The organism is Pseudarthrobacter sp. NS4 (assembly GCF_024758005.1).
Lineage (GTDB): Bacteria > Actinomycetota > Actinomycetes > Actinomycetales > Micrococcaceae > Arthrobacter.
This window is the reverse complement of record NZ_CP103288.1, coordinates 2,750,078-2,762,777: the sequence shown is the minus strand read 5'-3', so window position 1 is coordinate 2,762,777 and position 12,700 is coordinate 2,750,078. Positions and strand designations below refer to the sequence as shown.

Sequence of the window (12,700 nt, the reverse complement as noted above, 5' to 3'; positions counted from 1 at the left end):
TAGGCCCTGAAATGCAATACCGCATTTTGGAGGAGTCGGATGTCAAAGGACGTTTACAGGGCACGGGCCGAAGTGGCCGTCAGGGTCCGTAACGGTAAACCAGCAGAGGAAGCCCGGCGGAAGCTGGCGGCCGCCAAGCTGGAGCAGTACATCAGCAAGGTCGTAGCCGAAGCGCCTCCACTCAGCGACGAGCAACTGGACAGGATCGCCTCGCTCCTTCACAAGCGGGTGCTCTAAGTGGGCTGGACTCGGCTTGACGACGGATGGACCGAGCAGCCGGTACTGGCTGACCTGTCATACGAAGCCCGCTGGCATTATCTGTGCCTGATCCAGTTTTGTTCAAGGACAAAACGCTTTGACGGGTTCATCCGGTCCGTGGACGCTAGGCGCTGCTCCGATGTACCGGACCCAGATAAGTGCCTCAAAGATCTGGTCAACGCGGGCCTCATCCTCTCCGACCAGCGTGGCTACGTGGTCCACCGCATGGAAGAAGATCACGCTCCGCCCGCATGGGTCCGGAACCGGACGGAAAGTAATAAGCAGGCCAAGCGGCGGCAGCGCTCGCATGAAGCTGGGAACCATGCGACTTGTTTGCCTGATCGCTGCACCCAAGCACAAAAGCCCAGTCATGCTGACGGTCATGCTGACAACGTTGGCTCCCGTCATGCTGACCCACTTAGTCCCACCGCAAGTGCTGACGGTCATGCTGACAACCGTGCTGACTCTCAGGACAGGACAGGACAGGACAGGCTCAGGACAGAAAGCCTTAATGAATCACAATTCTCAAATTCTGATCGGTCGGCTGGCGGCGTGCCCCAAGGCTGGTCCACGGCTATGGACGAGGCGTGGCTGGCGGGAATGCCAGTTCCATCGCCCGGGGCCGGGTCATGAGCATCAGGACCACGAGGGCTGATCTGGAGGAGATGGTGCAAACCTACCGGATCAAGGCTCTCCAGGAACACGACGAGATGCGGCGCTGGCAGAACCGAGCGCTCGCCGCCGAACCGAGCAGAGACTGGCCGAAATGAGCCAGTCCACACCAGAGAAGGAAGGACCCACATGATCACAAACCCAGAGCATGCTCAGGACGTGGCGCTGAGGGCGGCAGCATGGGCACGCGCCCAACTTCGCGGGGACCGGGACGCCATGGCCGCACTGCGCCCGGCAACGATGGAAGAGGCTGAGGACATGCTGATCGCTGCCACCGGGTACATGCTGGTTTTGGCTGAGATGCGCGAAGACGTGATCGACGCGCTCGTGCAGGTGCAATTGAAGCACCCCAGGAACGGCGCTCAGAGTGATGGAATCAGTTGAAGCTGCCGGTGGCAGCCAGGAATCCCCAGAAGACTCCGAGAAGGACCACGCCTGCAGCGGCGGTGACCAGCCACGGTATGACCACGAACTTGTACAGGGCCTCGAAGATTCCGCCCTTCCTTGCCTTCCCCCTTCCGCCGCCGTAGATGGCCCAGCCCAGAAGAAACCAGACGGCCATCACGACAGTGATGACCAGCAACGCGTTCCCAGCTATCTCTGCGTTCATGGGGCTAATCCTCCGTCCCGTGCGGATGAATCGGAAGTGGAAACAGATAGAACCCCTGCGCGTTGGGGGGATGCGCAGGGGTTCCGGAAGTCGATTCTTCCATGGATGACGGGATGGGATGGAACGCAACACGGCCGGTTTTTTAGGGAAGAGACCCGGCAGATGACCGCGCCGTCCGCAACAATTTCCCCCCGGAGCGTTGGGCCGGGGTAGTCACGTCTGATGGAGGAGGAGAGCATGGCTGGGGATGATCCACTGCCGGGAATCAAACACGGGCAGTCGGGGTATCAGAGGCACGGGTGCAAGTGTTTCGTGTGCCGCCGGGGCAAGGCGGACGCGCAGGCGCGGTTCCGGGCGAAGCAGCGGGGCGAGGAGGTCGCTCCTCCGTCTGACGAGGGCGTGGGTCCGGTGGAGGCCTCGACGCGCGGTTTCATTCATGTCTGCGGGCCGCTGGATGACGCTGGGACGGCCTTGGGGGATGTGGCCGTTATGCACGCCCGGCTCCTGGATTCGATCCCGGAGACAGGCCGCTGGCACCTGTTGTCGGCCACAACACGGACTTGGCGGGAGCTGATGCGGGACCTTGCTGCGTCGTCCGAATTGGATCGGGACGATGAGGATGATGATTTCCTTGGCTCGATGCGGCCGCTTGGACGGCCGGGCGAATAAGGAGTCCCGCGTCGAATGACAGGGCTGTAATTAGTCAGGCCGGAGAGTTAAAATTGAAGGTGAGCGAAGCTTTCACGGACCGCAGCAGGCAGGGCGCAACCCACCTGACGCGCAGTGAGTGGAAGCGAGCGGAGCGGCAGGACGAAATCCACCGCCGATAGCAGTAAAGACGGAGCGACCTCCGCCGCAGGCCGGGCGAAACCCACCTGCTGAGGCCCATTGGGCGGCGTTGAGGGCCTGTTTTCCGGGCATGGACCCTTATTCACATTTCCGCAGCCATTTTGCTGGCGTGCGGGTCTCTCCAAGAAAGGCCGTGGACATCATGGCATCGACAATGAAGACGATGATCTGGGAACAGATCGACAAGAACAAGGCGGCGGGCCAGGCGATCCTGGAAAGGGCCGAAGCTGAAAAGCGGGACCTGACCGTCGAAGAGGCGCGGGAGTTCGACGAGGTGCAGTCACGCCTGGAAAGCTGCTTCGCGCAGTTGCGTAAGCACGATAAGTTCCAGGAGGACGCTGCCACGGCCGACGCTGTGCTGAGTCGCCTTGAAACTGGTGGCCGGGGTAAGGCAACCAGCGGCGACTTTGTGTACGAAGCCACCGGCGAACGGGCGGCGCTCCAACCGGGTGAGGCCTTCCGGTCGCACCCACTGGTCGCCGCGCATCAGGAGCCGAACGAGGAACACGCCGAGTCGCAGTACGGAAACCTGGGAAACATGATCCGGGCGTTGTCTACTACGGGTGGCGCGGCTGTCGTCCCCACGATTTGGGCCGGGGAACTGATTGACCTTGCCAGGAACAAGTCGGCCGTGATGCAGGCCGGGGCCTCCATCATTCCGATGGACGCGGGCGTGGTGAAGATCGGCCGGTTGACTGGTGATCCAACCGCAGCTTTCCGTGCCGAGGCATCGGTGATCACGCCGTCCGATCCGACGTTCGACAACGTGACGTTGACAGCGACGACGATGAGCACTCTCGTGATCGGTTCGTTGGAGTGGTTCCAGGACGCGAACAACGCGGACCAGATCGTGAAGAACGCGATCAGCAAGGCCATGGCCCAGCGTCTCGACCTCGCAGCCCTGTACGGCGGCATCACCACCGGGGCCGGCTCAATCAACTTGCCAACACCACCGAACCCCAGGGGTGTTCTGGCGGCACTCAACGCAGTCCTTCCAGCGAGCGTTCTGGGCGGTGCCGCCAACGGAACCGCGCAGACCGCAGGGACCTACTTCGCTGAGGTGCTGGATACCGTCTACCGGGTCCGCTACCTGAACGAGGAACCTACGGCACTGATCTGGAATGCCAAGCTCGCCCGTCAGTACGCAGGGGCGAACGACACGACGGGCCAGCCCCTGCGGCTGCCTGCGGACGTTGAGGGTCTGCCTCGGCTGATGACGAACCAGGTCCCGTCCTACACGCAGGGCACGATGACGAACCGCGCCACCGACCTGTTCGTGGGGGACTGGAAGCAGCTCCTCATCGGCCAGCGGCTGCCGATCACCATCCAGGTTTTGACCGAGAAGTATGCGGACACGGGCCAGATCGGCATTGTGGCGCACTGGCGGGGCGATGTTCAGCCTGCCCGCCCGGCAGCGTTCGCGGTTTACCGCGCTGTCCAGGGGGCACTGTGATGAGCCGGGCCAGCGAGGAACTGGAGGCCCGGGGCATGGAGCGGGAAGAAGCTGAGGCCGTGGCGGTTCGGGAGCACGGCGGCGGGTTGACGACGGGCGGGGGCGCGGGGCGTATCTCGCGGGATTATTTGCACACTGTCCATCCGGACACGGGCAATGAGGTTGTTTTTGTGCCGGGGGAGGCGCTCCCGGATTGGGCTGTCGAGGTTCAGAATGAGCAGGTTGCCGCACGCGTGCGCCCTCGTGCGGCAACCGTAAACGAAGGGGTTTCTGCCGGACGGCGGGCGGTCAAGCCTTCCGCCGGTAAGAAGACCAAGGAGGGCATGGCGTAAACGTCACCTGCCGTCCGGTTTTCCTGCCATTTTCCCGGACGAGGGGATCGATGGTCGGCGAGCTTTATGCCTTTCAGTCGCCACCAGCGCCAGAAAAGGAAGTCCCACCCGCGATACAGACGGAACGGCGGGTGGGATTCCCTTTGCCCTAGGCTTTGACGACGTAAAGCCAACGCCACAGACGGCGATCTGTGGGCGGTAATAGCGGCCCTGGCGTGATTGCCCAAGGCAAGCCCCACTAGGACCTGCCCGTCCCCGGTGCAGCCCTGATGTGAGGTGAGGGGGCTGTAGCTTTGGGGAGAATTTCTGTGGCCCGTTACTCTTTTAGGCCATAGCCCGCGACAATTAAGTATGTGACCATCAGAGCGGACGCCAAAGGCAACCTGTACTTAATGATGGAGTGTCACATATGCGAGAACCCAGGCCCGCATGCTCTCCACGAAGTGCGCGGCAAGCGACGAGTGTTCCAGTGCAACCATTGCTTCGCGCTGCTGACAGACTCATGGCCCACCCGGGCTTTTTGGTTTCGGGGGTATTGATTTGGTCAGGGGCCAGGGGGTGCTGAGCTCCCTAGTTTCTGTTCCTTCTCCGGGCCAACAGCTCAAGACGCGAAGACCGGAGGGACGCCATGACATCGGCATCTAAGGCAGGGATTCTGGAAATAAGGATTTGGTCAGTAGCGTCTACGACCGACTGGTCATCCGGCGATGTGACGGACCGCGCTATGGTGTCCAGCGACTCGAAATGCTCCTCAATGCCCGGACTGACGGGAATGCTGAGGCGGCTAACCTCCGAAGGGACGAGTTCCAGGACGCCGCCACCGAAGCTGCGGCCCTCGATCTCCGCCGTCAGAAGGGTCAAGGAGTTGTGGAAAGTCGTCGCGATGCCGCGTGGACTCAAGGGTGAACCGGGCGTCGGTAGACCACGGTAGATGGTGTCGGTAGTGACAACTGATGCGGAATTCATCACCACGCGGGGGTAACTGTGACTGCGTTTCGCCATCATGAGGGCTCCCGGTGTCACCACAGGAACCCGAAACCATGGTTCCCGTATCCGGCATTTGTATCGCTTGTCCAAGCCCTGGTCCTCACCATTCTGAATGAACCGGGCCGCCTTTGCCCTGCGACGAGGGTCTGGCTTGTCCGCTGCAAAATGGACAAGCCAAGCATTGACACTAGATTCCGACAGGCTGCCGTGCTCCTCCAGGGTGAAGTCGAGCCCAGGGGCATGCCGGGTTCTTGGGAGCAGTGGCGTGGCCCAATCCTCAAGACCGTAGTATGCGACCTCTTCTGTACTGGCACAGAAGTAGTCATTAGCCCCGGTGACGGTTGACACTGAGAACGCTGCGGTCGTTCTAAGGGGAACCACTTCGGGAAGGCTTGTCGCCACCTCGAGGGCCGAAACCTGCTCCGGAGACAAGAGATAGCGGGTCCACGTTTGTGCCCGCTCATTTGCTACGTGCGTCCAATCGACTTTATGGGCTTCCAGGTGTTCCCTGACCCGGAGTTCGCGGGTAGGAGCCGCCCCGCTTGCTTTCAGTCGTCCACTGAGAACAACGACTTCTTGGAGTACAGAGGGATACGAATCAGGCGGAAACAGGTCCAAATTGACGTGAGCGCATTCCCGCAGAAGCCACGCACGCACTCCCTGAGCGGAGACACCCATGAGGGCTTCGGCGGGCAGTATGAACGCGAAGGTACCACCAGGTACCAATTTCTTGAGTGCGGAGATGAAAACGGAGAGCCAGAGGTTAGAAACCGACGTGGCAACCACACCCGCCCTGGCAAGTATTGCGCTGGCCCTCTGCCGGTCCGCTTCGCTCACGAACTGGAATCGGACGAACGGGGGGTTTCCAACCGCGACGTCGTACTGTTCAGACGTAGCCTCCGCCCATTCCAGCACGCTCGCAGCAACTACCTCGCCCCCGAATTCGGTCGAGGCAAGCCGGGAGGAACAAGACTGAGCCTCTGCTTCGTCAAGCTCAACGGCCGTTACCGACTTAACGCGATCCCGAAGGGCATGGGCGCTTAGGCCCTCAATAAAAGCACCGTCTCCCGCGCTCGGTTCCAGAAATCGCAGGGGTAGGTCGTCAAGAGTCAAGGACTGTATACGGTCCAAGCAGACCTTCACGAGCCCTGCCGGGGTATAGAACCCGCCCCTTAGTTTTTCGGCAGAGACCTTGTCCGATGTAATCACGCGATTCCTCACTTCAGCTTCTTCAGTAGCACACCTTACTAGCGGCCCAGCCGTCTTTTCCCAGCCTCCCCGGCGCGTCTCCCCATGAATTCCCACGGCTCCGGGAGACGCTGCCTCAGTGAAGATAAAGTTTGTTCCTCAGCCATATGCCGATCAATCCAACTTGGCCGATTGGTTTGACCACATCAGCGTCAGCAGCGCCTATACAGAGTTCCACATGGTGGTTGCCTGGGCCAAAAAGAGCGGGCTGGGTCGCATCCAACCGCTGTTGCACTCCTTCGGCAATCGACCCGGCAACAAAACCCATGCGGTAGTCGGCGTTAGCGAAGGCGGGGCGTCAGAGCAGGGCCTTGACATCCTGGCGACGACGATACATGACGCTTACGTTTTCCATGACGCTGGAAGGACCTTCCACCCAAAGGTCTATGTTGCAAGTGGATCATCGAAAGCCAGCCTCTTTATCGGCTCCAACAACATGACCGCCGGAGGACTGGCGTGGAACTATGAGGCTGCTCTTTGGATTGACCTAGATCGCGACGAGGCCGACGACGAAGCTTTGTACCAGTCGGTCATGGATTACTACAAAAACCTTGTAGCAGATACCAACGTTTGCATACCCCTGAATGCCTCGACCATGCCGCAGATCCTCGCGAGCCCTGCCTTACGCATCCAAGACGAGGACATTGCGAGACGGCCCGCATCATCCAGGGGTGATGAACCCGAGGACGACGACGCCGTAAGTCACGGCATTGTTCCTGACCTATTCGGCAGAAGTGCCACTGAGAAGCGACGGCTGCCGTTACTTCCTGGCTCGGGTCCGACCGCACGGGCACGGTCACCGTTGGCCAGCCCGGTTCCTACGCAAGGACCGGGTAGGCGCCCAACACTTACCGGTATGCCTGCTCAACTTCCTGCCGCCTTCGTGGTCAAAAGGTGGTTTAAGACGATGGACAAGACGGCCGCGCAGCAGCCGCCGAGCGAACGAAGCAATCCGACTGGGAATCTTCGACTCTCCCAGGAAGGGTTCCCGATCCAGCACAAAACATACTTCGAGCAGGTGTTCTTCAGCGGGTTGCCATGGGCTCCTAGGCCCAACGACCCAACAGTAGCCGAGGTGTCCGTGCAATTCGACGTTTACATCGATGGGCAGTCTTATGGCATGGTGCCGATCGTCGTCTCCCATGCGCCTCACCGTATTGCAGGGCAGGGGAATGTTCCGACAGTGCTTCACTGGGGTCCGCTCTCGCAGATTCTCAGGCAGGGTAACTTCGTCGACGAGGTGATAACCCTAGAGCGCATCTGGGCGGGCAGGTATCGCCTGATAATTTCCCCGCACATCGTAGGACCGTTCATGCCCTAAGTGAGCAGGGGCGATTCCAGAACTGTGTGACTTCCGTTCGCATGCTCTGGGATCGCCCCTTTTTTTGCGTCAACGGGAAACGCTAGCGGTGCACGACCGGGGTCCCACTCGTTTTCGGTGTGCTGCCGCTGACCGTCGTTTTCGCCGTCTTTCCCGGGATCGCTGCTATCAGCCTGGGCTTCTAAATGAGACCGGGAACAAGGGGACCCGAAGCACGCAAAAGACCAAACAAACATTGGAATCATTGAGAAAGAGGAAGAAATGAAAAACCTGGGAATCCGCTGCACAGTGATGTTCCTGGCACTGACCGCTTCACTCCGCACGGCGAATGATCACCCGGAACGGGGAGACGTGCCCGGTTGGGTCATGATTACCCTGATGTCCGCTGTGTTGGTGGCAGCCCTCCTGGCGCTCGCCGGCCCGGCGCTTGAAGCAATGTTTAACCAGGCGATGGACAAGGTCGGCAGCTAAACCCATGCCGTGGTTCGCCCGGGAATCCAACAGTGCGCTCGAACTGCCGGAAACAAGGGAACGGGGCTCGGCCGTGGTGGATTTTGTCCTGGTCGGGGGACTGCTCACGATGTTTTTCCTGGCGATCATCCAACTCACGCTCGTTCTGCACGTCCGCAACACCCTGATCGATGCCGCCGCTTCCGGTGCCAGGTACGGATCCCTGGCAGACCGTGGCGCCGTCGACGCGGAAGAGCGGACCCGCACCCTCATTGTGACGGCGCTGAATCCCGGCTTTGCCGGGCAGGTCAGTACCAGCGAGGTGACGGTACAGGGCCTCCGGACCCTGGAAGTGACTGTGCGGGCGCCAATGCCGGTTATTGGTCTGATCGGTCCCCGGGACTTGCTGGAGGTGAAAGGCCATGCCGCGCTGCAGCCCTGATGCCCAGCGGCGGATGAAGGTACGGCTGCGCGAGGCGCTTTGCATGGACCCCGGTACCGTCTTCGTTGGAGGGCGCCAGACGCTAAAGATCCGATGGGGCAATGCAGGTCTCCTGCAACAAAAGGCAAGAAAGCACGATAGCGGGCACGAGCGGGGGAGTGCGGTTGTTGAGTTCACCTTCCTTGCTCTCCTGCTGATGGTTCCGCTGGTCTACTTCATCATCACGGTGGGGCAGATCCAGGGCGGTTCCTTTGCCGTGGTCGGTGCAGCTGACCAGGCCGCAAAGGTTTACGTCGCACAGCCTGACGCTTCCTCAGCGCAAGCGGCCGCGGAACAGGCAGTGGCCATCGCGCTTGCCGACTTCGGGCACCGGCCCGAAGAGGCCCGGCTGGTCATGAGCTGCATGCCCGCCGACTGCCAGGCCGCTGGCACGGTGGTGACCGCAAGCGTGAGGCTGACAGTTCCCCTGCCGTTTGTCCCGTTCGGTGACGGCTTCCAATTGTCTGCCACTGAAGTGGAGGCGTCCGCCACCCAGTTGGTGGGCAGATTCAGATGAGAACCGGTAAGGCGGATGAGGAAGGGCAGATGATGGTGATGATCCTTGGCTACGTTGCGCTGGCCCTGCTGGTGGCAACCGTTGTCATGGGCATCTCAGCCGTCTACTTGGAACACAAGAGGCTGCTGTCCCTGGCGGACGGCGCGTCACTTGCGGCAGCGGACAGCTACACCCTCGGCGAGGTCGATTCGCAGGGCGGCAGCCCGTCAGCCATGCTGAATTCGGCGAGGGTTCGAAATGTGGCAGCAGATTTTGTCTCCCGGAGCCCGGGGTCGCAGCGCTTTGACTCCTTGGCCGTGGCAGGGGCGACAGGAACGCCCGACGGCTCCACCGCCGTCGTTGTTCTCACCGCTGCCGTGCACCCGCCCGTGGTGAACTTTCTGGTGCCCGACGGCATTCGGATTGAAGCAACGTCCACCGCCCGTTCACGCCTTACACGCTGAATAATCCGGGAAGAGGGCGCCGGACCTGGGCGTTTCGCTGGATAGCGTAGGCTTAAACAACCATGGCCAATATTGATTTTTCCGCTGAGATCCGCGCGCTCCGCGCCACATACGATTCCATCGAACGGGTCTCCGAGGTGGAGACTCTGAAGGAAGACATCGCTGAATTGAGCGAGCGGGCGGGCGAGCCGGACCTCTGGGACGATCCCGCAGCGGCGCAGAAAATCACGTCCAGGCTCTCACACAGGCAGTCGGAACTCGAACGCCTCAACAACCTGGTTTCACGGATCGATGACCTTGAGGTCCTGGTGGAGCTGGGGCAGGACGAGGATGACGCTGCCTCGATGGGGGAGGCGGCGACTGAACTGGAGTCCATCAAGAAGGCGTTGAAGGAGCTCGAAGTCGTCACGCTGCTGTCCGGTGAATACGACGAGCGGGAGGCCGTGGTCTCCATCCGCGCGGGAGCCGGCGGCGTGGACGCTGCTGACTTTGCCGAGATGCTGATGCGTATGTACCTCCGTTGGGCTGAACGCCACGGCTACCCCACAACGGTCATGGACACGTCCTACGCCGAAGAGGCCGGCTTGAAGTCGGCAACCTTCGAGGTGAAGGCACCGTATGCCTTCGGCACCCTCAGCGTTGAGGCCGGAACCCACCGGCTGGTCAGGATCAGTCCCTTCGACAACCAGGGCCGGCGGCAGACCTCGTTCGCAGCTGTGGAGGTCATCCCGCTCATCGAGCAGACCGACTCCATCGAAATTCCAGACAACGAAATCCGCGTGGACGTCTTCCGGTCGTCCGGCCCGGGTGGCCAGTCCGTGAACACCACGGACTCCGCCGTCCGCCTCACGCACATTCCCACCGGCACCGTGGTGTCCATGCAGAATGAAAAGTCGCAGCTCCAGAACCGCGCCGCGGCCATGCGGGTCCTGCAGTCCAGGCTCCTGCTCCTCAAGAAGGAACAGGAAGACGCTGAAAAGAAGGCGCTGGCCGGAGACGTCAAGGCGTCCTGGGGCGACCAGATGCGTTCCTACGTCCTCAACCCCTACCAGATGGTCAAGGACCTCCGGACCGAGCACGAAGTGGGCAACACTTCGGCAGTGTTCGATGGCGAAATCGACGACTTCATTGACGCCGGAATCCGTTGGCGCACCGATAACCGCAACGCCGCGAAATAGGGCGGCAACCGGGCCAAGTCAGGACCCGTTCCCGCGACACGCCCTCGGAACCCCGGTAATACGCCGGGGTTCCTGCGTATAGTCAAGGGGCCGGGGCCCTACTTTCCCCAAACGAAAACCCGTGCACCGGCTGCAGAACTGGGCTGCATGATAATCAGCCGTGCCCTGCAGGGTACTTAGGGCCATGATCCGATTCGAAAATGTCACCAAGGTCTACGACCAGACAACCCGGCCTGCGCTGGACTCAGTCAACCTTGAGATCGACCGTGGCGAGTTCGCCTTCCTTGTCGGCGCGTCCGGCTCCGGCAAATCCACCTTCCTCCGCCTGGTGCTCAAGGAAGACCGCGCAACATTAGGCGCTGTCTACGTGGCCGGCCAGAACGTCGCCAAGATCTCCAGCTGGCGCGTCCCCCGGCTGAGGCGCGGCATCGGCGTCGTATTCCAGGACTTCCGGCTCCTTCCGCAAAAGAATGTGTTCGCCAACGTCGCCTTCGCGATGCAGGTCATCGGCAAAAGCCGCAGCGTCATCAGGGACACCGTTCCTGAGGTCCTCAAGACGGTGGGCCTGGAGGGCAAAGAGCACCGCATGCCGCACGAACTCTCCGGCGGTGAGCAGCAGCGCGTGGCCATCGCCCGCGCGGTAGTCAATCGGCCGGGGATCCTTCTCGCCGACGAGCCCACAGGAAACCTGGACCCCACCACTTCCATGGGCATCATGGGCGTGCTGGACAAGATCAACCAGAACGGAACCACCGTGGTGATGGCCACGCACGACGACGACATCGTCAACGAGATGCGTAAACGCGTGGTTGAACTGAAGAACGGGGTGGTCATCCGTGACGAAGCCAAAGCGCTGTACACCTCCATGATTCCTGTCGTGGGACAGTCGCGCAGGCTCAAGGACGCCAGTGGCAGGGAAACCCCTGAATCCGGCCTGTCCGGCGAAGGCGAGGCGCAGCGATGAGGCTTGCGTTCATCCTCGGCGAGATCGGCAGCGGACTCCGCCGCAACATTTCGATGGTGGTCTCGGTCATTCTGGTCACCTTTGTGTCGCTCACGTTTGTGGGTGCCGCCGGAATGCTGCAGATGCAGATCAACCAGATGAAGGGCTACTGGTACGACAAAGTCCAGGTGGCCATCTTCCTGTGCAGTGAAGGCTCGACGGCGGCCGGTTGCGCGGCAGGACCGGTCACCCCCGAACAGCAGGAGAGCCTGAACGCACTGCTGGAATCGCCGGCGGTGGCACAGTACATCAACGACTTCCAGTTCGAGTCCAAGGACGAGGCGTACAAGCACTTCAAGGACCAGTTCTCGAATTCACCGATCGTGGATTCTGTGACGCCGGACCAGCTGCCGGCTTCATTCCGGATCAACATGAAGGATCCCGAGAAATACCAGATCATCAGCGAGACCTTCTCCTCCCAGCCGGGCGTGGAAACGGTCATTGACCAGCGCCAGCTTCTCGAGCGCCTGTTCTCTGTCATGAACGGCGCCTCCCTGGTGGCGGTGAGCATCGCAGGTGTCATGATTGTCTGCGCCATCCTTCTGATCGCCACCACCATCAGGCTTTCAGCCTTCAGCCGCCGCCGTGAAACAGGCATCATGCGCCTGGTGGGTGCCTCGAAGACTGTCATCCAGCTGCCGTTCATCCTGGAAGGTGTCATCGCTGCCGTGATCGGTGCTGCCCTGGCTTCCGCCACGCTGTGGGCAGTTGCCCACTTCTTCCTCGGCGAGTACATGGCCCAGCAGTACCCGGATACCGCCTTTATCTCCTCAGGCCAGGCGCTGATCCTTGCGCCGGCTTTGCTAATCCTTGGCGCATCCTTGGCTGGAATTTCGTCCCTCTTGACCTTACGTAGATACCTTCGCGTTTAGGCTATGCAAACCGACCAAGGAATGCC

At 61.1% G+C, this 12,700-nt stretch carries 15 protein-coding genes; 13 read left to right on the top strand and 2 right to left on the bottom strand.

What is annotated here, in order from left to right; genetic code table 11:
* Positions 1-39 precede the first annotated feature (39 nt).
* The 3 genes from NXY83_RS13045 to NXY83_RS13035 all read left to right on the top strand — a co-directional run bounded on the left by NXY83_RS13045 (position 40) and on the right by NXY83_RS13035 (position 1,314).
* Positions 40-237, top strand: a complete 198-nt coding sequence (locus NXY83_RS13045) for a hypothetical protein (RefSeq protein WP_258802637.1) — start codon at positions 40-42, stop codon at positions 235-237.
* A 608-nt stretch (positions 238-845) separates the two neighbouring features.
* Positions 846-1,028 carry a hypothetical protein gene (locus tag NXY83_RS13040; protein ID WP_258802636.1) on the top strand — a complete coding sequence of 61 codons (183 nt, stop codon included), beginning with the start codon at positions 846-848 and terminating at the stop codon, positions 1,026-1,028.
* 31 nt (positions 1,029-1,059) lie between these two features.
* On the top strand, positions 1,060-1,314 hold the full coding sequence (locus tag NXY83_RS13035; RefSeq protein WP_258802635.1) for a hypothetical protein: 255 nt from the start codon (positions 1,060-1,062) through the stop codon (positions 1,312-1,314).
* Here NXY83_RS13035 and NXY83_RS13030 read toward each other — a convergent pair.
* Positions 1,307-1,540, bottom strand: coding sequence for a hypothetical protein (locus tag NXY83_RS13030; protein WP_258802634.1), 234 nt, complete (start codon positions 1,538-1,540; stop codon positions 1,307-1,309). The genes NXY83_RS13035 and NXY83_RS13030 overlap by 8 nt on opposite strands.
* A 1,003-nt stretch (positions 1,541-2,543) precedes the next feature.
* Here NXY83_RS13030 and NXY83_RS13025 point away from each other — a divergent pair.
* Together NXY83_RS13025 and NXY83_RS13020 are read left to right on the top strand one after the other, a co-directional pair.
* On the top strand, positions 2,544-3,842 hold the full coding sequence (locus tag NXY83_RS13025) for a phage major capsid protein (protein ID WP_258802633.1): 1,299 nt from the start codon (positions 2,544-2,546) through the stop codon (positions 3,840-3,842).
* A complete protein-coding gene (locus NXY83_RS13020; RefSeq protein WP_258802632.1) occupies positions 3,842-4,174 on the top strand; it encodes a hypothetical protein in 333 nt (110 codons plus the stop codon). The genes NXY83_RS13025 and NXY83_RS13020 overlap by 1 nt, the downstream gene beginning before the upstream one ends.
* A 570-nt stretch (positions 4,175-4,744) precedes the next feature.
* Here NXY83_RS13020 and NXY83_RS13015 read toward each other — a convergent pair.
* A complete protein-coding gene (locus NXY83_RS13015) occupies positions 4,745-6,370 on the bottom strand; it encodes an Eco57I restriction-modification methylase domain-containing protein (RefSeq protein ID WP_258802631.1) in 1,626 nt (541 codons plus the stop codon).
* Positions 6,371-6,488: 118 nt separating this feature from the next.
* Between NXY83_RS13015 and NXY83_RS13010 the strand changes: the two genes are divergently transcribed.
* From NXY83_RS13010 to ftsX, 8 genes are all read left to right on the top strand, one after another.
* Positions 6,489-7,730, top strand: coding sequence for a phospholipase D family protein (locus tag NXY83_RS13010; RefSeq protein WP_258802630.1), 1,242 nt, complete (start codon positions 6,489-6,491; stop codon positions 7,728-7,730).
* Between the two features lie 261 nt (positions 7,731-7,991).
* Positions 7,992-8,201: a hypothetical protein gene (locus NXY83_RS13005; RefSeq protein ID WP_397427201.1), complete on the top strand. Its 210-nt coding sequence runs from the start codon at positions 7,992-7,994 to the stop codon at positions 8,199-8,201.
* A gap of 4 nt (positions 8,202-8,205) precedes the next feature.
* On the top strand, positions 8,206-8,622 hold the full coding sequence (locus NXY83_RS13000) for a TadE family protein (protein WP_258802629.1): 417 nt from the start codon (positions 8,206-8,208) through the stop codon (positions 8,620-8,622).
* Positions 8,623-8,665: 43 nt separating this feature from the next.
* Positions 8,666-9,178, top strand: a complete 513-nt coding sequence (locus tag NXY83_RS12995; RefSeq protein WP_258802628.1) for a hypothetical protein — start codon at positions 8,666-8,668, stop codon at positions 9,176-9,178.
* Entirely contained in the window at positions 9,175-9,621 is a 447-nt protein-coding gene (locus NXY83_RS12990; RefSeq protein WP_258802627.1) for a pilus assembly protein TadG-related protein, read from the top strand. The genes NXY83_RS12995 and NXY83_RS12990 overlap by 4 nt, the downstream gene beginning before the upstream one ends.
* A 62-nt stretch (positions 9,622-9,683) precedes the next feature.
* Complete coding sequence (prfB, locus tag NXY83_RS12985) at positions 9,684-10,799, top strand: peptide chain release factor 2 (protein ID WP_258802626.1); 1,116 nt, start codon at positions 9,684-9,686, stop codon at positions 10,797-10,799.
* A 184-nt stretch (positions 10,800-10,983) separates the two neighbouring features.
* Complete coding sequence (gene ftsE, locus NXY83_RS12980; RefSeq protein WP_258802625.1) at positions 10,984-11,763, top strand: cell division ATP-binding protein FtsE; 780 nt, start codon at positions 10,984-10,986, stop codon at positions 11,761-11,763.
* Positions 11,760-12,674, top strand: a complete 915-nt coding sequence (gene ftsX / locus NXY83_RS12975; protein WP_258802624.1) for a permease-like cell division protein FtsX — start codon at positions 11,760-11,762, stop codon at positions 12,672-12,674. The genes ftsE and ftsX overlap by 4 nt, the downstream gene beginning before the upstream one ends.
* Positions 12,675-12,700 lie beyond the last annotated feature (26 nt).

Coding starts and splice junctions, on each gene's coding strand:
- NXY83_RS13045 (WP_258802637.1), top strand. CDS start 40: ATGTCAAAGGACGTTTACAGGGCACGGGCCGAAGTGGCCGTCAGGGTC.
- NXY83_RS13035 (WP_258802635.1), top strand. CDS start 1,060: ATGATCACAAACCCAGAGCATGCTCAGGACGTGGCGCTGAGGGCGGCA.
- NXY83_RS13030 (WP_258802634.1), bottom strand. CDS start 1,540: ATGAACGCAGAGATAGCTGGGAACGCGTTGCTGGTCATCACTGTCGTG.
- NXY83_RS13025 (WP_258802633.1), top strand. CDS start 2,544: ATGAAGACGATGATCTGGGAACAGATCGACAAGAACAAGGCGGCGGGC.
- NXY83_RS13020 (WP_258802632.1), top strand. CDS start 3,842: ATGAGCCGGGCCAGCGAGGAACTGGAGGCCCGGGGCATGGAGCGGGAA.
- NXY83_RS13005 (WP_397427201.1), top strand. CDS start 7,992: ATGAAAAACCTGGGAATCCGCTGCACAGTGATGTTCCTGGCACTGACC.
- NXY83_RS13000 (WP_258802629.1), top strand. CDS start 8,206: ATGCCGTGGTTCGCCCGGGAATCCAACAGTGCGCTCGAACTGCCGGAA.
- NXY83_RS12995 (WP_258802628.1), top strand. CDS start 8,666: ATGGACCCCGGTACCGTCTTCGTTGGAGGGCGCCAGACGCTAAAGATC.
- NXY83_RS12990 (WP_258802627.1), top strand. CDS start 9,175: ATGAGAACCGGTAAGGCGGATGAGGAAGGGCAGATGATGGTGATGATC.
- prfB (WP_258802626.1), top strand. CDS start 9,684: ATGGCCAATATTGATTTTTCCGCTGAGATCCGCGCGCTCCGCGCCACA.
- ftsE (WP_258802625.1), top strand. CDS start 10,984: ATGATCCGATTCGAAAATGTCACCAAGGTCTACGACCAGACAACCCGG.
- ftsX (WP_258802624.1), top strand. CDS start 11,760: ATGAGGCTTGCGTTCATCCTCGGCGAGATCGGCAGCGGACTCCGCCGC.